16 protein-coding genes are annotated in these 17,287 nt (G+C 63.9%); 11 read left to right on the plus strand and 5 right to left on the minus strand.

Features of this window, described 5'->3' with window-relative positions:
- Positions 1-268: 268 nt before the first annotated feature.
- The 5 genes from KF688_12455 to KF688_12475 all read left to right on the plus strand — a co-directional run bounded on the left by KF688_12455 (position 269) and on the right by KF688_12475 (position 4,536).
- Entirely contained in the window at positions 269-1,369 is a 1,101-nt protein-coding gene (locus KF688_12455; GenBank protein ID MBX3426484.1) for a tRNA adenylyltransferase, read from the plus strand.
- A gap of 541 nt (positions 1,370-1,910) precedes the next feature.
- A complete protein-coding gene (locus tag KF688_12460; GenBank protein ID MBX3426485.1) occupies positions 1,911-3,080 on the plus strand; it encodes a hypothetical protein in 1,170 nt (389 codons plus the stop codon).
- Positions 3,081-3,172: 92 nt separating this feature from the next.
- On the plus strand, positions 3,173-3,484 hold the full coding sequence (locus tag KF688_12465) for a hypothetical protein (protein MBX3426486.1): 312 nt from the start codon (positions 3,173-3,175) through the stop codon (positions 3,482-3,484).
- 132 nt (positions 3,485-3,616) lie between these two features.
- Positions 3,617-4,120, plus strand: a complete 504-nt coding sequence (locus tag KF688_12470; protein MBX3426487.1) for a YfbM family protein — start codon at positions 3,617-3,619, stop codon at positions 4,118-4,120.
- A gap of 134 nt (positions 4,121-4,254) precedes the next feature.
- On the plus strand, positions 4,255-4,536 hold the full coding sequence (locus KF688_12475; GenBank protein ID MBX3426488.1) for a hypothetical protein: 282 nt from the start codon (positions 4,255-4,257) through the stop codon (positions 4,534-4,536).
- 608 nt (positions 4,537-5,144) lie between these two features.
- Here KF688_12475 and KF688_12480 read toward each other — a convergent pair.
- Positions 5,145-6,065 carry an SUMF1/EgtB/PvdO family nonheme iron enzyme gene (locus KF688_12480; GenBank protein MBX3426489.1) on the minus strand — a complete coding sequence of 307 codons (921 nt, stop codon included), beginning with the start codon at positions 6,063-6,065 and terminating at the stop codon, positions 5,145-5,147.
- 819 nt (positions 6,066-6,884) lie between these two features.
- Here KF688_12480 and KF688_12485 point away from each other — a divergent pair.
- The gene (locus KF688_12485) at positions 6,885-7,322 is read left to right on the plus strand and encodes a hypothetical protein (GenBank protein MBX3426490.1); all 438 of its coding nucleotides are present in this window, start codon (positions 6,885-6,887) and stop codon (positions 7,320-7,322) included.
- Between the two features lie 237 nt (positions 7,323-7,559).
- Positions 7,560-8,372, plus strand: a complete 813-nt coding sequence (locus KF688_12490; GenBank protein ID MBX3426491.1) for a hypothetical protein — start codon at positions 7,560-7,562, stop codon at positions 8,370-8,372.
- 141 nt (positions 8,373-8,513) lie between these two features.
- Here KF688_12490 and KF688_12495 read toward each other — a convergent pair whose 3' ends face one another.
- Entirely contained in the window at positions 8,514-9,143 is a 630-nt protein-coding gene (locus KF688_12495) for a PH domain-containing protein (GenBank protein ID MBX3426492.1), read from the minus strand.
- Positions 9,144-9,391: 248 nt separating this feature from the next.
- Here KF688_12495 and nrdR point away from each other — a divergent pair, with 248 nt between their 5' ends.
- The 3 genes from nrdR to KF688_12510 all read left to right on the plus strand — a co-directional run bounded on the left by nrdR (position 9,392) and on the right by KF688_12510 (position 11,944).
- Positions 9,392-9,859, plus strand: coding sequence for a transcriptional regulator NrdR (gene nrdR, locus KF688_12500; protein MBX3426493.1), 468 nt, complete (start codon positions 9,392-9,394; stop codon positions 9,857-9,859).
- 135 nt (positions 9,860-9,994) lie between these two features.
- Entirely contained in the window at positions 9,995-11,311 is a 1,317-nt protein-coding gene (locus KF688_12505; protein ID MBX3426494.1) for a PQQ-dependent sugar dehydrogenase, read from the plus strand.
- Between the two features lie 195 nt (positions 11,312-11,506).
- Positions 11,507-11,944, plus strand: coding sequence for a hypothetical protein (locus KF688_12510; GenBank protein MBX3426495.1), 438 nt, complete (start codon positions 11,507-11,509; stop codon positions 11,942-11,944).
- Positions 11,945-12,030: 86 nt separating this feature from the next.
- On the opposite strand, the gene KF688_12515 is transcribed toward KF688_12510, so the two are convergent.
- Together KF688_12515 and KF688_12520 are read right to left on the minus strand one after the other, a co-directional pair.
- Positions 12,031-13,983, minus strand: coding sequence for a cation acetate symporter (locus KF688_12515; GenBank protein MBX3426496.1), 1,953 nt, complete (start codon positions 13,981-13,983; stop codon positions 12,031-12,033).
- Positions 13,980-14,234 (minus strand): DUF485 domain-containing protein, encoded by a 255-nt coding sequence (locus KF688_12520; protein MBX3426497.1) that lies wholly within the window; start codon positions 14,232-14,234, stop codon positions 13,980-13,982. Before KF688_12520 ends, KF688_12515 begins: the two co-directional genes overlap by 4 nt.
- Before the next feature lie 261 nt (positions 14,235-14,495).
- Here KF688_12520 and KF688_12525 point away from each other — a divergent pair, with 261 nt between their 5' ends.
- A complete protein-coding gene (locus KF688_12525) occupies positions 14,496-15,608 on the plus strand; it encodes a redoxin domain-containing protein (protein ID MBX3426498.1) in 1,113 nt (370 codons plus the stop codon).
- On the opposite strand, the gene KF688_12530 is transcribed toward KF688_12525, so the two are convergent.
- The gene (locus tag KF688_12530; GenBank protein ID MBX3426499.1) at positions 15,609-17,285 is read right to left on the minus strand and encodes an amidohydrolase; all 1,677 of its coding nucleotides are present in this window, start codon (positions 17,283-17,285) and stop codon (positions 15,609-15,611) included. It abuts the gene before it with no gap.
- Positions 17,286-17,287: the final 2 nt, after the last annotated feature.

Below are 17,287 nucleotides of genomic sequence, written 5' to 3' on the forward strand. Positions count from 1 at the left end.
AGGCGACTGTCTCACGCTGAGCCGCAGAGTTCGCAGGGGGGCGCATGCCGGCCTGCGCCCCGATGAGTCACGCGCGTCTCGCCTCTCCTGCGATCCCGGCGCCGTTGCGTGAGGTTGCTTCGCAGGCAAGTTGAACGCGACGCGGTGCACAAAGGCTTGTCTCGCGAGGCGCCACGGGGTTACGCTGGTTGGAGTCGTCCCGACTTGTTCTCATGCTCCCCGTCCCGTCGCCCGCTTGCGTCGATTGCCTGGGCCGCGACGCACTTGGATGGAACACTCAAAACTTCGCCGCCAGATCGCGTGGGAAGCAGCGCGGTTGATGTACGAGCGGCAGGAATCGGAATACTACCGCGCCAAGATGAAGGCCGCCCGGCGACTGTGCCAGGGGTGGGCCAAGCCGAAGGATCTCCCCTCGAACGCCGAGATCCGCGACGTCATCCAGGCGTTCGCGCGGGTTTACGAGGGCGAGGCTCGCGTCGCCAACCTGCGCGACATGCGCGTGGCGGCGCTGGCGATGCTCGAGCGGCTTGCGGCGTTTCGACCGCGGCTTATCGGCAGCGTGCTGACCGGCCATGTGCGGCAGGGATCCGACGTCGACGTCCATGTCTTCTCCGACAGCGTCGAGGCGGTCGTCGGCGTCCTGCAAGGAGACGGGCTCGTCCCCGAGGTCGAGCGGAAGAGCGTCCGCAAGCATGGCGAGCAGCGCGTTTACGCGCACGTGCATGTGCACGATCGGTTTCGGTTTGAACTGACCGTCTACGCCTCCGCCGAGGCGCGCGTCGTGTTCAAGAGCTCGATCACCGGCAAGCCGATCGAGCGGGCCGGCGCGGCTGAATTGCGGCAGTTCCTCGCCCGGGAGCACCCCGATCTCGATCTCGCGGCGGCGCTCGCCGAGGCGGCCGAACGGGTCGATCGATTTGCGGCCCTCGAAGCGATCCTGTTGCCGCTGGAAAACGTCCGGCAAGACCTGCGCTATCACCCCGAGGGGGACGCTCTGTACCACAGCCTGCAGGTCTTCGATCGGGCGCGAGACGAACTGCCGTACGACGAGGAATTTCTGACGGCCGCGCTGGTGCACGACGTCGGCAAGGCGATCGACCCGCGCGACCATGTGGCCGCGGGACTGGAGGCGCTCGAGGGGCTGGTGAGCGAGCGGACCGCATGGCTCGTCGAGCAGCACATGGAGGTCCATGCGATCGTCGCCGGGACGCTCGGGCGGCGCGCTTGGCGGCGGCTCCGCGAATCGCCCTGGTACGACGATCTGCTGCTGTTGGGGCAGTGCGACCGCCGCGGCCGGGTCCCCGGAGCGCGGGCGCCTGAACTCGACGAGGCCTTGGCGTACTTGCGCGAAATCTGCGACGAGGGGTGAGGTCGCGAGGTGCTCGGCTTTCAGTGGACAGTCCGACTGGTTAAGTTGCGAGGGCGGAGGAGGACCGTCCTTTGCCCCGAACGAAGCCTGCCGCGCCCGTCCGAGAGGAGCAATGTCAGTGCTTTGTCAGCTCGATTATTTCGGGTTGGCGACGACGCAATCTGTTGACAGAGAGAACTGTTGCGTCGCCGCCAACCCGAAATCTAGCCTGTGTCAAAGCACTAGGCCCGGAGCGTGAACCGCATCCGGTCGAGCAACCGGGGCGGCTCGAATGGCGCTTCGTTCCTTGTCGCAGGTTGCGGCAAGGGGTAGGTTGAGGCCATGAAAAGGCCCTCCGTATGCCGAAATAGGGATGCGGTACATATGTATAGATGCCCGCAGGCAGATCGTCAACCTGCTTACTGAAGGTCTACTTCAATATGCAGGGCTTACTGAAGAAGTTTCGGTCTAATAACAAGTTAGGCCTCTCGAAATTCTGGCGAACCTATCACTACTATACGCGTCATGTTTTGTGTCACATTAATAGAACGGATTGCGAACAATGCCGCAGGAAATCGACTTCGGTAACCCACCAGGCGGGTACTGCCTATCCGCGGCTCGTGCCGGTGAAACCGGGACGATTCAACAACTCGAATTTACATCGACCGAAGATGGGCAACACTTCGTTCAACGGCTTGAGGGAATCCCAAACGATATCCTGAACCGGTTATCGCCCCTGTTTCGCCCATCACAGGTTGATTCACTTCTCGCAATTTGCCGGCAAGATGGCACGGCAACGGTTTACATCAACGAGTTGGCTCAAAGGGCGCGAATTCGGTCTCGCGGAGCAATCGAGGTCGGGTCTGCAGTTACGAAAAATCAAATTGCCGATATCGAGCGGCTGGAATTTGACGTGGATATTCCGGCGGATGCTGGCGTAGTCGTAATTTTCTCAGTTGGATGGCGAAAAGGACTTTTTTACGACTTCTGCCCGATTGGTGGGCCAGAACGAGAAGACCGCCAATACGATCTCAGCGCCATTTTGGGACAGGCTTATTGCCATGTAATGTTTCAGGAACGCTTTAGCATTTCTGATGACGAATGGAAAGCATTGTTCGCAGCAAAATGGTTCTTGTTCACGGGTTTATCAGACGAATCCAATAATACAATAATCAGCCATTTGAGATCAGGATGGGACCCAGATGAAAAACTTGCCGACTACGTCGACGAAATCAAGGGTCAGCTTGACCAATGGCTCGACAACTGGCGGGATCATTCTTCGTATTCTCCACACCTTCAAATTCTTGCACGCGCGGTCGAGCGCTTTCAGGATGACGACTACGTAAGCTGTACCGGTTTACTTTTTCCGAGAATTGAAGGGATTTTGCGAACACACCATACCAGCCAGGGCGTCTCGAATCGTCCGTTACCTAAAAACCTTACGGATACGGCTGTTGCATCCAAAATCGACAACGATAAATGCCTGTTAATGCCCCACCGATTCGCGACCTACTTACGTGAAATTTACTTCGCCAACTTCAGCCCTACTACTCAGGACATTGACGTTTCGCGTCACAGTGTGGCCCACGGCGTCGCTGATCCTGGCCAATTCAATCAAAAATCTGCATTGCTTGGGCTGCTGATTGTTCAACAATTGTTCTATTTTCTCGAAAATGAAACTAGTGATTGTGATACTAGCGCCGCTGAACAGCCCGTGGAAAACGAGGCATAACCCTGCAATGAACCGAAGTCGCGGAGCCGGGCGACTTTGAAATGGACAATTAACTCCCGCGACTCGGTTATCGCTGACGTTAGGCGGCTAGTATGTCGCTTGGATCGCAGGTCATTGATGAACTTGCTAGTCGGCGCGAGCTGGGCATGTACTTCGACTTTGGCGGGTACCGAGCCCTTCGTCGCATTGACGACCCCGCGGAGCTTGCAGAGTTTCTGTCGGGCCGCGGCTACCCGCATGCACCCTTGACGACTGACGCGGTCGTCGCCGTCGATTGGCTTCGCGCGGTCGCGCATACGGACGCTGGGCAAAGCATGCTTATCTGGATGGCGTTCGACCCGTTGGGCGGCATTTTGGCATTGCCACTGTGGCTGCTCTCTCGCCTAACAAATCGCGGCCGTTGACCCGCCGGTCCAACGGCCGCTTTGGCGTTGCTCTTCCGCTGCGGTATACTGGCGCTCAACCCCGCCACGCTTGAGGGCGGGCAACTGAGCCTTTTACGTTAGGCGTCACACACACTACCCGGGAGCCTCTCAGTGAGTTGTCTTGGTGTCCACTTCGCGATAACGGCCGCTGAGGCCGAATCCCTCGTATCTCTGCCGACCGACGAAGAGCGGCTGGAGTACGTTCAGGAACAGCTTGAAGAACGCTACTTCAGCGAGTCGCGCGAGCTCGTTGCGGAGAGCGACAAAGCTTGGGACGCCATGCATCGCGCGCTGGCCGACGGGGAACTCACTTGGGACGGAGGCACTTATCCGCTGAACCACGCCGTCCTGGCCGGCACGCTCCTGTATTCGGGAAGCGACTACATCATCACCCTTAAGTCGCCTGGGCAAGTCAAGGACATCGCCGCGGCACTCCAAGGCCTTACCGAGCCGATATTTCGGCAGAGATACGAATCCATAGACGGTCAAAGCTACGACGGCGAGCTTGGCGACGAAGACTTCGAATACACATGGCACTGGTTGCAGGAAGTTCGAGCACTGTACGTCCGCGCTGCTGCAGAAGATCGGCACGTCCTCTTCACGGCTGATCAGTGACGCCTAACCCTTCGCTCGAGCGGACCCGCTCCGGCAAGGCGCCTTGGCCACGAGGCGGTGCAGCCCTATCATCCGCCTCGCGGCCAGGGCGCCTTGCCTCCACGGGCCGCTCAGCTCAAACGTTCGGCGACGGCATGAGCGAGCAAACTGTCAGTGACAAAGTTGCGGCTTGGTTCGACGGCGATATATCACTGTTCGACACATGCACGGAAGAGCCAGGGGTTGCTTGGCAGGCGATTCTGGAGATTCTGCGCCACGACCTTACTGCCGAGCAGACCGCTGACCTTGCGGCTGGCCCGCTGGAGAGTTTGCTTGCTTGGCAAGGTGCTGTTTTCATAGACCGCGTCGAGGAGGAGGCACGCCGAAATCCGAAGTTCAATCACTTGGGGAGGGAAAAGGGGACAGGTCCAGATTAACACAGCGGACAGGCGTCGGTGGCTTTTCGAGCATTCCCCCGCCCCGCACGGGCTGAGGACGTGGAAGATGGAGTGGATGAAATGGACCTGTCCCCTTTGCCACCCTACCGGAAACTTGGCGGTAATAGAAATCGCATCGCTGCCTGCTTACGGACTTTTGCTGCATGCGGATTTGGTCACGATATACTACTCATGATTACGCGAGAGCCTCATGAGTTAGGGATCAAGCGGACAATTCAGTTTCTGATTTTCGGTGTATTGGTTACGCTAACGTCCCCACTACGGGTTCAGCGGTGGTTTCTAAAACTGCATCCCGCTGTGAATGTTGCCGTCAATCTCGCGTTCATCGGCATTGGCATGAAGGTTGGAAACCTCCTTTGGACTGCCTTGAAAAGTGGCATTTGGTCATGGTAACAAAATGCGAACAAGGCGTCGCACCTAACGCCTGACCCGCCGCCCTGGCCAGTTCCGCCGTCGCAACGAACAGTTCCTGCTGCCTGTTATCCGGCCGCTTGCCCAACGCCATAATCCCAACTCCTCCAGGGGGCGATCGCTGCAACGACGACCGTTATAACACGGGCGTCAAGCTTGAGTTTTTCAACGGGCTGTTAGCTTAGTCGTCTCCTTCGCATCAACAATCCTCCTGTTGCCAAAGCCCCCATCAGCAGCGAACTTGGCTCAGGGATACTTGCCACGCGGAACCCAACGTTGACGTCCTCGATTGAGGGGTCGTAGCTGAACCGGAACGAGGAGAGCAAGAATAAGGAGATGCTGCCCCAAGAGATCCCGCGAACGCCGCGAGCAGACGAACTGGAGTCGTTCTGCAAATCAAACTCCGTCTCCTCCCATTCCCACACGTTCCCCCCCTGGCCCATCGTGCCGTAGGGACTTAGGCCGCCTGCCAGCGTGAAGTCGGCCGGGCCTTGAATGATAGACTGACTATAAACCGCCGTGTCTGCCAGCGTGCCGCTGGCAACCGGCGTGGGCACGGAGTCACTTCCTGTGGGATAGTCGAAATACACGCCGCTAGGGTCGTAGTAAGCCGCCTTGTACCACTCGTCCATGCTGGGCAGGAAATAGAACGCGTCTTTGTGGCGGAAGAGATTTTCGCCCCCGTTTTGCCAGGCCTCGCTGCTCGTCCAAAGCTGAAAGCTGCCGCTGCCGTCGAAGTTGTACGCCTTCTGATAGCCCTGGCTGTCATTCAGCCAGTTGACGAACGTCGCCGCCTCGAACCAGCTTACACCTGTGGCCGGCATATCGGCTCGCGCTCCGCCGGTGACGAAGCCCATGGGGTGCATCGTGATCCCCAGACTCCCTTCGCTGTTGGCCTTGGTGATCATGTCACGGCTAATCTCGTACTTCCCCATGCGATAGGCGTACTCGACCTTGCCCGCCGGATTGGGAGTGCCCGTGGTGTCATCGGGATTATTAGGGTTGCCGATGGGGACGAATTCGATCGAGAACTGGTTGGCGCCGCTGCCGAACGTGTCGGCCTGAGCAGTGGAGGCGTAGAGGAGTGCGAACCTCAAGAGAATCAATACTGCAGTGGTTTTCATAAGTCGACCTTTTCAGGGTGATTCAAAGAGCATACGGAAGTCCTCGGGCGAGACACGCGGTGACTAGTATAGCAGTAAGCGCCCCCTCCCCCGGACTAGCGCATCCTGAATTGTTCGGGATCTTTTTGCGAAGCACAGTTTCTGATAATGTCCCAAGATATGGCGCAAGCTGTTGAGCAGAAGGCGGTTGCGCGAGAGCGGCTGGAACATCGTACAGCCATTGGCCTGTTCGCCGGGTGGCGGCCGTCGGTGGAATCGACCGCCTGCCTTTAGCCATGAGCCGAATTGCGGGCGGCTGGACCAACTTCAGTTCCGAATGGCCTGCCCAAACTGACGGCGGTCAGAAAGACCTCCGCAGTTGGAGGATCATTCGGGGCTGCCATGCGAGATCCGAATTCCCCGATCAGGGCGCTAATCCCAACAGTGCGCCGTCAATCCTCTGGCCCCAAGCTGGTCTCAGCCAAACATTGACGGCAAGGGGCGCCAATGGGCCGACCACGAGCGCAGATAGCCCTCCTGGCGGGACTCCTGGCAGCTTCGCTGCCCTTCGACCCCACCCGACCGTCGCATCTCGGTGCATGGGCTGCGGAAGCTGGCGCCACGGGCATCTTCGGCACAATCGGGCGCGGTTGCCGGCCAACTGGGCTCGTCGGCGGGAACTTCCCCAATCGACCGCCCCGCGTCGGCCGATGACTGTGATAGCAAGCTATCGCGCCGCGACGGTGCATGGACGCGGGGCGACGGACGCCCCCCGCGCCGCTGTCGGCTAGGATCGCCACGGACGGGCTCTCGATGACTGCGCTGTTTCTTACGCTGCTGTTTGTTCGCCGGTATCGCCGCCGGCTGGTCGCGGGGTGCGCGGCTCTGGTCGTCCTCGCTGCCGTTCACGTGCAGGCCGCGACGCTGTGCGGCCAGTGGAAGGGGGAGTGGCACGGCTGCACCGACGGGCTCCAGGGGACCGTCAACGCCCGCATCACGAAGATCGACGCCTCTCACTATCAAGCCGTCTTCTGGGGGCGGGCGTTCAAGGTGATGCCCTACCGCTACACGTCGACGCTGACCGCCTGCAACGATCCCGAGTCGGGCAAGGTGCGGTTCAAGGTGACGCAAAGGCTCCCCGTCTGGGGCTGCTACTGGATGAACGGCTGGGCAAGCGACTGCACGTTCTTCGCCCGCTATCACACGGACGACCACGTCGGGTATTTCAAAATGACCCGCGTCGGGGACTGAGCGGTTGGTCGCCCGGTTTTTCGCCACGGCGCCACGGGACGCACTGCGCCCGCGCACCGCTGGCATCGCATGCAATTTGCGCCAGGCAGAGCGCTTCAGGCCCGGGCCCCAAGTCTCTTCTCCTGACCTCCCCTGCCCTGCGCGCGAGTCGGGGTTGTCGCCTCGGCGCCAGTCCGCTAGCTTCCCGGACCTTATCTGGAGAAGTTCGCCCCACCGGGACCGGGAGCATCGCCTGCCATGTCGAGTGCATCGCACGTATCGCGCGAGGATTTTCAGCATTGGCAACGGTGCGCCCAGACGGGCGAGTTGCACTTTCACGTGCACGACGCTCCGCGTCCCGACGCGGCGATTCGCCGTCGCGACGCCGAGTTGTTGGCCGGCTTCGGCTTTGCTCCGCATGACTTCGCGGGCGAGTTGGTCGTCGACGTCGGCGCCGGGCCGTACTTGCGAACCAAGTACTTCGAGCAGAGCCGCATTGCGGTCGTCGAGCCGCTGGCCGACGAGTATCGCCGCCAAGTCCCCTGGAACGATTTGGCCGACGCCGAGGCGGTCTACTCGGTCCCGGCCGAAACGATCGTCCCCGAGCTCACCGGTCAGGCGGCGTGCGTGTTGTCGCTTAACGCGATCGATCACGCGTTCGAGCCGGGACGAATCCTGACCAACATGCGGCGATACCTCAAGCCCGACGGCGTGCTGTTGGTGTCGGTCGACATGCACGCGGGGGATGACGACGATCTCCACCCGGTTGCGTTGACGCCCGAGTTGCTCGCCGAGTTGGTGATCGACGCCGGCTGTGCGATCGAGCGGGGCTACCTGTACACGCCGCAAGGTCGCAACTACGGCCACGGGTACGCCTGCACGCTCGTCGCCCGGCCGCGGACCGCGGGCCAGCCGGACGGCCGCCACACGCCGCTCGTGCCGCTGCGGACCCCGGTGCAGCTTGCGTGGGAAGAGACGAGCCGCCGCGCCGGCAGCCTGGCCCGCCGCGCCCGCCGCGTCGCCACCGGCCAGTCCAGGACGATGCGGCGGTTGCTGAGTCGCGCCGGTTGAGCGGAGCGAGCTCTCTCGCCGCGAAAGGCTCGGCCGTAGTGCTTTGACGCCAGCTAGATTTCGGGTTGGCGACGACGCAACCTGTTGGCAGAGTGAGATGTTGCGTTGTCGCCAACCCAAAATAATCGAGCTGACAAAGCACTACACCGACTCGATATGCAACCCCCGCCGGCGGCGCTCCGCGCGGCGGACTTCGTCGATCATCGTCGCCAAGTTGCGAACGTCTTCGATCCCCGCGATCTCGAACGTAGGGGTCGAGACGTCGCTGGACCGAATGCGAACCGTGCCGATCCCCAGCAACCGTTCGACCGGCCCCTGCGTGAACGACACGTCGTCGACGTCGATCGCCTCGATGCGGTCGATCTCGCGCCACAGCAGGCCGCGCTCGTGGAGGATTCGCTGGTTGGTCAGGTAGTAGTGAACGCTCACTTGGCGGTACAGCAGCAGGATCAGCAGACCGAGCCACGTGGCGGCGAGCGCCCCGGTCGTGACGAGCCACGCCTTGCCGCTGAACCCGGCGGCGACGGCCAATGCCAGCAGCGCCAGCGTGAAGACGCCGGCGGAGATCCACGAGCCGATCATCGCCCGCTTGGAGAACCGCCCCTGCCAGAGGATTTTCTCGGGCTCGTCCCCCCCGTCCCCCCGGGCGAGCGCCATGCCGAACCGCTGCCGGGCGGTGAGGTCGGCGGCGAGATTCCCCAGCGCGGCTCCGCATTTGTGGCAGAACGCCGCGTCGTCGGGCGTGGTCGCTTGGCATTGTTTGCAGGTCATGGCTCAATCGCGAATTGACTCGGCGGCAGCGGGAAACGCTCCAGGCGAACACGAAGTATAACCGCCGGCGAGCGGAGACCGAGAGGCCTCTATCTCGGAGCCGGCGTCGCGCGAGCGTCGTCCGCTCGACTTGCTCCCCTCCCCTGCCCTCTCCTTGGGCCTGCCCGTGGCGAAGGGTCCGGCAAAAAGTCTTCGCCGGACGCGGGGCAATCTTGCCGAGGAACGACCGGCTGGTATGATAAGCGGCCATGAAGTGCCCATTCTGTCGCGTCGACAACGACAAGGTGATCGACTCGCGGGCCTGCCAGGACGGCTTCTCGATCCGGCGGCGGCGCGAATGTCTGTCGTGCCAGCGCCGCTACACGACCTACGAGCGCATCGAGGAGGCGGTGGTCAAAGTCGTCAAGCGGGACGGCTCGCGCGAACCCCTATGTCGCGACAAGATCAAGCGCGGGCTGGAGCGGGCGTGCTGGAAACGCCCCATCAGCGACCGGGACGTCGAGCGGACCGTCACCGCGATCGAGAACGACGTCTACACAAGCTTCGATTCCGAGATCGACAGCCAACGGCTCGGCGAGCTTGTGATGGAGCACCTCCGCGACCTCGACGAAGTGGCGTTCGTCCGCTTCGCGAGCGTCTATCGGCAGTTTGCCGACGCGGGCGACTTCGTCGACGAGCTGCGCCCGTTCCTCGCTGATCGCAAGTCGTTGCGCTAGCGTCACTGCGGCGCAAGCTCCTCCCCTGGCCCGCGGCACGCTTGCCGCCGCAGCCCGGTGGCTCGCTGGCGGACCGTCGGTTAGCATGAGGACTCCGCCGCAGTCCTTGCCTGCCTCCTGCCCCTCGCGTCTTTCATGAGCCGTCCTATGCGCACGTTCGCCTCCATGTTGCGCCTCTCCCCTGCCCTCCCGCTCGCTTTAGCGGTGTTGGCCGTCGCACCGGCTTTCGCGCTCGACGAGTCCCCGCTGCCAGTGGACGTCGCGCCCGCGTTTCCGGATCTCAAGTGGCCTGACGACCTTACGGGGATGGACACGGGACGCATTCGCGACGTCCGCCCCTTGTGGATCGGCGGCAGCGGCGACGGCTCGGGGCGGCTGTTTCTTGCGACCCAACACGGCACGATTCACGTGCTCGGCAAAGGCTCCGCCGGAGGCGATCGGCGGATGGTTCTCGACATTCGCGATCGGGTCTCGTTCGATCCCGGGGTGAACGAAGAAGGGTTCATGGGGCTCGCGTTTCATCCCAAGTTTCGCGAGAACGGCGAGCTGTTCGTCTACTATACCGCCAGCCGCGCACACGATCAGCGGCGCCGGTCGATCGTATCGCGATTCAAAATGGCCAAGGACGACCCTGATCGCGTCGATCCGGGCAGCGAACAGGTGCTGATGTCGATCGATCAGCCGTACTGGAATCACAACGGCGGCACGATCGTCTTCGGCCCCGACGGGTTTTTGTACATTTGCCTCGGCGACGGCGGGGCGGCCGACGATCCGCACATGAACGCGCAGAATCTCCGCTCGCTGCTCGGCAAGATCCTGCGGATCGACGTCGATCGCCGCGAGGGGGACCGGCCCTACGCGATCCCGGCCGACAACCCGTTCGCGGGGCAGCCGCGTTACGCCCGGGGCGAGATTTGGGCCTACGGGCTGCGCAACGTGTGGCGATTGTCCTTCGATCGCGAGACGGGCGCCGCCTGGGCCGGCGACGTCGGGCAAGATGCGTTGGAGGAGATCGACCTGATCGTCCGCGGCGGCAACTACGGTTGGAACCTGCGCGAGGGACGCCACCCGTTCGGGCCGTTCGGCGCGGGGGGGGCTCCCGCGCTGATCGATCCCGTCTGGGAGTACGATCGCAGCCAGGGAAAGAGCATTACGGGGGGCTCGGTCTATCGCGGTCCCGGCGTGCCGGAACTCACGGGCTACTACCTGTACGCCGACCACGTGTCGGGCACGGTGTGGGGATTGAAGTACGACTTCGACCGTCGCGAAGCGGTCGCCAATCGGCGAATCGTCCCCTCGGGCGGGGCGGTCATTACGTTCGGCGAGGCCGACGACGGCGAAACGTACTACTCGACCATGGACGGCAGCGTGCTGAAGTTCGTCTCCCGCCCCGCCGCCTCGCGAGTCACCGGCCAAGGAGGTCGTCCGGGAATCGCGGCGCAACGGCCGTAGTCGTCTGGCCCCGGGGCTGCTCCCTGGGGAACTCGACCGCCGACCACGGAGATTCCTCCCTGCCCCCTGAGATCCGGGTGCAACGGTCTCCGCGTTGTCTGGTAAAGCGATTTAGCTAGTGGATTCCCGCATCAACGCGGCTTCTTGGAGCGATCTGGAGAGCCGAAGGCGACAGGCAACCGCTTGAGCAGGCGGATGTCCAGAATCTGGTCGGCCGAGAGCGAACCTTACGGGAAATTTAGAATTGCCGCCGCTTGCAATCTGCGTGAAGGATTTACATTACATGATGCGAAAACCGTCGCGGTTGGCGGCTTGCTTGGTTTCACTCGATTGCAGAACGGCATTTGTATGGCAGATGTGATGAAGACCCGGGTCGGCGCACTCACTCCCCGGCAGCGTGAAGTGGTTCGGTTGATCAGCCTCGGTTGCACCGATATCGAGATCGGCAAGATCCTCGGCCTCTCCCCCGCGACGATCAACAACCATCGCTCCGCGGCGATGCGAACGCTGGGCACCGACAAGGCGGCTCTCATCGCACGGATTGCGCTGCGGTGGCGCGTCACTTCGCTCGACGATCGCCTCACGACGTCCGAGAAGCGCAAAAGCGGACGCAAAGCCGACGGGTGGAATTAGCCTGCCAACAGCCGCGTTTGACAATCAGCCGCAGGCGCTCGCCCCGGACGCCTGCGAGGCGGCGTGCGCGCCGGGGCGTTGGCGGCTTAGGATTCGCGGGGCTGCGTCAGCAACGACACCACGATCACCGTGACGAATCCCAGCGGGATCGTCACGAGCCCCGGTTGGCTGAACGGCGCGGGCGCCTCGGCCGCAGGCAGGCCGAAGATCTGGGCGTACGTGTCTCCCGACAGCAGGATCCAGGCGAGCGAGCTGATCATCCCCGTCAGCACGGCCGCCACGATTCCCGGGGCGGTCACTCGCCGCCAGAACAGGGTCGTCACCAGCGCCGGCAGATTCGCCGACGCCGCGACGCTGAACGCCCAGCCGACGAGGTAACTGACGTTCATCCCCTTGAACACGATCCCTAGCGCAACCGCCGCGGCCCCGATGACGACCGCCGAGATTTTGGCAATTCGCACCTGCTGATGCTCGGTGAGATGGACGCCCCCCGCGACCGCGACCAGGTCGTGCGTCACGGCCCCCGCGGAGGCGAGGATCAAACCGCTGACCGTGCCCAACACGGTCGTGAAGGCGATCGCCGAGATGATCGCGAACAGCGTCTCGCTGATCGAGCGGGCCAACAGCGGCGCCGCCATGTTCGTGTCGGTCACGTCGAGCGCCCCGCTGGTCATCGCCCCCAGCCCCAGGTACAGGGTGAGCACGTAAAAGAACCCGATCGTCGCGATCCCGACGATTGTGCTCTTGCGGGCCGCGGCTTCGTCCTTGACCGTGTAATAGCGGATCAGAATGTGCGGCAACGACGCCGTGCCGCAGAACAACGCGAGCATGAGCGACAGGAAGTTCGCCTTGTCGGTCGGCTTGTCGCTGCGGATGCCCTGGAAGTTGGGGTGCTCGCCGGGGCGCAGGACCTGGCTGCCGGGGGTCGGTTTCTGGTAGTAGACGGTCGCGTCGACTCCATCGGGCCCTTTGAGCTTCCGCGAACTCCACAGCACGACCTCGCTCTGCTGCAGAGTGCTGAAGAACTCCAGCGGTCCGAGCGGCCCGGTCTTCGCGACGTTCCCCGGCAACTTAGCCACGCGACCGACCGGCAGCAGCGGCGATTCCGACTCGCCTGCTGGCGCGATCCCGCCGAGGGTTGTCGACGTGCCGTCCGGCCTAGTGAACACCGCCTGAGCGAGATCGAGATAGTAGCTCCCTTCCCCTGCGTCGCGTTGGGTCCACACGGCGGCGGCGACCGCTTGCTTGTCGATGCCGGCCGTGGCGGGGAACTTCACGTGGAGCACGCCCGCTTCGGTCCATGCAGGGCCGTGGTCGACGAGCGTCGCCCCGGCGAGTTCGGGGTGCGCAAGCGCCGCCTGCGGCCAGGGGCCGGCGATCGGGCCGATGGTCGTGAACCGCTCGGCCGCCGCCTCGTCGACTTGAAACCCGCGTTCGAGGATCATCACGACAAGCGCCGCGCTGAACCCCACCAGCAGGGCCCCCTTGAGGAACTGCACCCAGGTGGTCGAGACCATTCCCGCGGTCGCGACGATGAGGATCACCACGGTCCCGACGATCACGACCCCCGCCCAATGGGGCAGACCCAACAGCGGCTGCACGAGCGCTCCCGCCCCGACCATCTGCGGGATCAGGTAGAACAGACTCACGGCAAGCGTGCTCACGCCGGCGGCCAGTTTGATCCCCCGCGACTGGAACCGGGCGTTCAGCGCATCGGCGAACGTGAACTTTCCCAGCCGCTTCATCGGCTCGGCGATCACCAACAGCGCCACGATCCACCCGGCCAGGTAGCCGATCGAGTACAGAAATCCGTCGTACCCGTAGAAGGCGATCATCCCGCAGATGCCCAGAAACGACGCGGCCGACAGGTAATCGCCGGCGAAGGCCACGCCGTTGACGAACCAGGGGATCTGCCCATGGGCGGCGAAATAGCCGGCCGACGATTTGGCCTTGCGCCCCAGGTAGAAGCTCAGTCCCAGCGTGAACGCCAGGAAGCCTGCAAACACGGCGATCGCCAGCGGCGAGGCTTCGTAGTTCATCGCCCCGCCCCCGCATCGCCAGCTCTGCCGTCGTCGTAGTCGCCGCTCCCCCGGCAGGCCAGACCGTAGAGGAGCGACATGGCGATCGCCCCGGCGATCAAGCCGAAACCGTACCAGACGGCCAGGTTGATCCCCAGCCACGGGGTGCGATCCATCGCCTCCGGCCAGAACGCCGCCAGCAGGACGAAGCCGCCGTAAAACACGATGTACAGGGCGCAGAGCACGAGCCCGATGCGCGCATTCTTGGACATAGCGACCTCGCAGGGCGTCCCAAGCAGGCGCCCGACGAGACGGCGGCGACCGGCATGGCAGATGGCAAGCGAACAGCGTCCCCGAACGCGGTCGAAATAACTGGCGACTGTCGCGACGGGGACGCTCAGCGTAACCTCGCCCCTGCCGCGGGGGAAAGCCCGGCCGTGAGAAAATGACGTAGGGACAACTCCCATTCGTGCGACCAAGGTACGATGAATCCTCGCTCCCCGGACACTTCGAGGCTCAGGTTGCAACCCATCATGCGATTCCAATTGACTGCCGTCGCGACGGTCCTCCTCGGAAGCCTCGCCCAATCAGGCGCCTTCGTGCATGCCCAGAATGCGGGCCCGGAGGACGCGGCTTTGGTCGCCGGCGAGCATCGGGCGATGGTCCCTCACCGGCTGCTCGCCTTGCTCCATGCGCCGGAGGTTCAGCAGGAACTCAAGCTTTCGCCCGGGCAGGTCGCCAAGCTCGAACGACGGTTCGCCCAGGTCGACGGGCCGTGGTTCCGCAACCGCATCCAGCCCCCCGAGGTTCAGTTGCCGGAGCTTGATCGGCTGGAGGCCGAGATGCGCACCTGGCTCGTCAAGAATTTCAGCTTCGGGCAGCGCCGACGGCTGCTGCAGATCGAGTGGCAGGCGCTGGGCGGCCGCATGCTGTTGCGAACCGACTTCGCCCGGGCGCTCGAACTCACGCCCGAACAGCAGCAGGAATTCGCCGCAGCCGCCGCCAAGACGGACGCCGCGCTCAAGGAGTTGCCGCAGGAGGAGCAGCCGCGCACCGAAGCGATTGCCGCGGCCCAGCGCACCGAGAACGAAGCCGTTAACGCGATCCTCACGGAAGACCAGAGGCAGCGATTCAGCGAAGTCGTCGGCAAACCGTTCGACGTCCGCAAACTCACCCGCGCCTTTCCGTTGGCGCCGGAGCTGGTTCCCGTCGCCACATGGTACAACTCCGAGCCGCTGACGCTCGCTTCCCTGCGCGGAAAAGTGACGCTGGTCCACTTCTACGCCTTTCAATGCAGCAACTGCAAAGCGAACTTCGCCATCTACCGCCGCTGGCACGAGCAACTCGCCGCGCGCGGAGTGGTCGTCATCGGCATTCAAACCCCCGAGACCGCCTCCGAACGCGATCCCGCGGCCGTGGAGAAGGCCGCCAAGGAGACCCAACTCGAGTTTCCGATCCTGCTCGACGCCGAGGCGGCCAACTGGAAGGCCTGGGGCAACACGATGTGGCCCACGGTCTACGTCGTCGACAAGCGGGGTTACCTGCGCCACTGGTGGCAAGGAGAACTGAACTGGCAAGGCGCCACGGCGGACAAAACGATCGAACAGGTCGTCGAAGCGGCACTCGCGGAGCCGGATCCGGAGTAGTCACTCCGCCGCGCGCCGATACGTCATCTTTCCCCCGACCACCGTCGCCATGACGCGGACCTTCGGCAAGTCGTCGTCGGTCGTTTCGAGCAGGTTGCGGTCGAGGACGACCAAGTCGGCCAGCTTGCCCGGTTCCAGCGTGCCGAGCCGCTCCTCCTGGAAGCCCGCGTAGGCGACCCCTGCGGTGTAAGCCCGCAGGGCCTCCTCGACGGCGATCTTTTGGGCGGGGACCCAGCCGCCGGGGTGCTTGCCGTCGAGCGTGCGGCGGGTCGCGGCGGCGGCGATCCCTTCGAGCGGAGTCGCCGGGGCGACGAACCAGTCGCTCCCCAAGGCCAGCCGAGCGCCGTCGTCCAGCAGCGAACGGAACGCGTAGGTCGTCGCCGAACGCTCGGGGCCGATCACCGCTTCGGCCCATCGGCCGTCGTCAATCGCGTGGTACGGCTGCATGCTCGCCACGACTCCCTGCCGGGCGAACCGCGGCAGGTCGTCGGGGTGGATGTGCTGGGCGTGCTCGATGCGGAACCGCCGGTCGCGCGGGCCGTTCTCCCGAGCGACCTGTTCGAACACGTCGAGCTGCAACCGGATCGCCCGATCGCCGATCGCGTGGACCATGACCTGCAGCCCCGCGCGGTCGGCCTCCTTCGTCCAGCGATACAGATCATCCCGCCGGCAGACCAGCAGTCCGCGGCTCGAGGGATCGTCGGCGAACGGTTCGAGCATCGCCGCGGTGTGCGAGCCGAGCGAGCCGTCGACGAACCCCTTGAGCCCGCCGATTCGCAGCAGGTCGTTGCCGCGACCTTGGTCCGCGATCTCGTCGGCGAGTTGCCGCCACTGATCGAGCGGCGTACAGGCGTAGACTCGCACCGTGAGCAGTCCCCGCGACTGAGCGAGCCGCAGCGCCGCGACGTCGGCGAACTCGCCCATGTGGTGGACCATCGTTACGCCGCGCTCGGCGAGGTAGTCGCAGGCCGCGGTGATCGCGGCGAGCTTCTGCGGCATCGTCGGATCCGGTACGGCCCGAGCGATCAGCCCCATGGCGTTGTCCTTGAACACCCCGGTCGGTCGGCCGGCGGCGTTGCGGACGATCTCGCCCCCCGGGACGTCGGCCACGTCGTCGCCGACTCCCGCGGCCCGCATCGCGGCGGTGTTCGCCAGGGCCATGTGCCCGTCGAGCCGCGCGATCCACACCGGGTGGTCGGGGGCGACGGCGTCAATCCAGGAGCGTTGGGGCAGTTGGCCTCCCCAGTGGGTGTGATCCCAATCGCCCCCGGTGATCCAGGCCCCCGCCGGGAGCGTACGAGCGTACTCGCCGATTCGGCGGGCGAACTCCTCGGGGGTCGCCGCGTCGCGCAACTGGACCGAGGCGAGATGCGCCCCGCCGGAGACGAGGTGGATGTGGGAGTCACCCATTCCCGGGACGACCAGCCCGGCCCCGGCGTCGACGATGCGCGTCTCGGGGCCGACGAGCTCGTTGATCTCGCCGCGGGCGCCGACCGCGACGATCCGCTCGCCGCGGATCGCGATTGCCTCGGCCCACGGTTGGACGGCGGCGCCGGTCCAAGTCTTGCCGAATACCACGAGCGCGGCCGGTTCGGCGGCACATGCGGCGTCGCCGACCGAGCCCGCGAGAGTCGACGCGAACGCAGCGATCAGGATGGCGCAACGAACAACCGGCATGC

The organism is Pirellulales bacterium (genome assembly GCA_019636345.1).
GTDB lineage: Bacteria > Planctomycetota > Planctomycetia > Pirellulales > Lacipirellulaceae.

Coding starts and splice junctions, on each gene's coding strand:
- KF688_12510 (MBX3426495.1), top strand. CDS start 11,507: ATGTCCAGAATCTGGTCGGCCGAGAGCGAACCTTACGGGAAATTTAGA.
- KF688_12525 (MBX3426498.1), top strand. CDS start 14,496: ATGCGATTCCAATTGACTGCCGTCGCGACGGTCCTCCTCGGAAGCCTC.
- KF688_12465 (MBX3426486.1), top strand. CDS start 3,173: ATGTCGCTTGGATCGCAGGTCATTGATGAACTTGCTAGTCGGCGCGAG.
- KF688_12475 (MBX3426488.1), top strand. CDS start 4,255: ATGAGCGAGCAAACTGTCAGTGACAAAGTTGCGGCTTGGTTCGACGGC.
- KF688_12495 (MBX3426492.1), bottom strand. CDS start 9,143: ATGACCTGCAAACAATGCCAAGCGACCACGCCCGACGACGCGGCGTTC.
- KF688_12460 (MBX3426485.1), top strand. CDS start 1,911: ATGCCGCAGGAAATCGACTTCGGTAACCCACCAGGCGGGTACTGCCTA.
- KF688_12485 (MBX3426490.1), top strand. CDS start 6,885: ATGACTGCGCTGTTTCTTACGCTGCTGTTTGTTCGCCGGTATCGCCGC.
- KF688_12520 (MBX3426497.1), bottom strand. CDS start 14,234: ATGTCCAAGAATGCGCGCATCGGGCTCGTGCTCTGCGCCCTGTACATC.
- KF688_12455 (MBX3426484.1), top strand. CDS start 269: ATGGAACACTCAAAACTTCGCCGCCAGATCGCGTGGGAAGCAGCGCGG.
- KF688_12515 (MBX3426496.1), bottom strand. CDS start 13,983: ATGAACTACGAAGCCTCGCCGCTGGCGATCGCCGTGTTTGCAGGCTTC.
- nrdR (MBX3426493.1), top strand. CDS start 9,392: ATGAAGTGCCCATTCTGTCGCGTCGACAACGACAAGGTGATCGACTCG.
- KF688_12530 (MBX3426499.1), bottom strand. CDS start 17,285: ATGCCGGTTGTTCGTTGCGCCATCCTGATCGCTGCGTTCGCGTCGACT.
- KF688_12490 (MBX3426491.1), top strand. CDS start 7,560: ATGTCGAGTGCATCGCACGTATCGCGCGAGGATTTTCAGCATTGGCAA.
- KF688_12505 (MBX3426494.1), top strand. CDS start 9,995: ATGAGCCGTCCTATGCGCACGTTCGCCTCCATGTTGCGCCTCTCCCCT.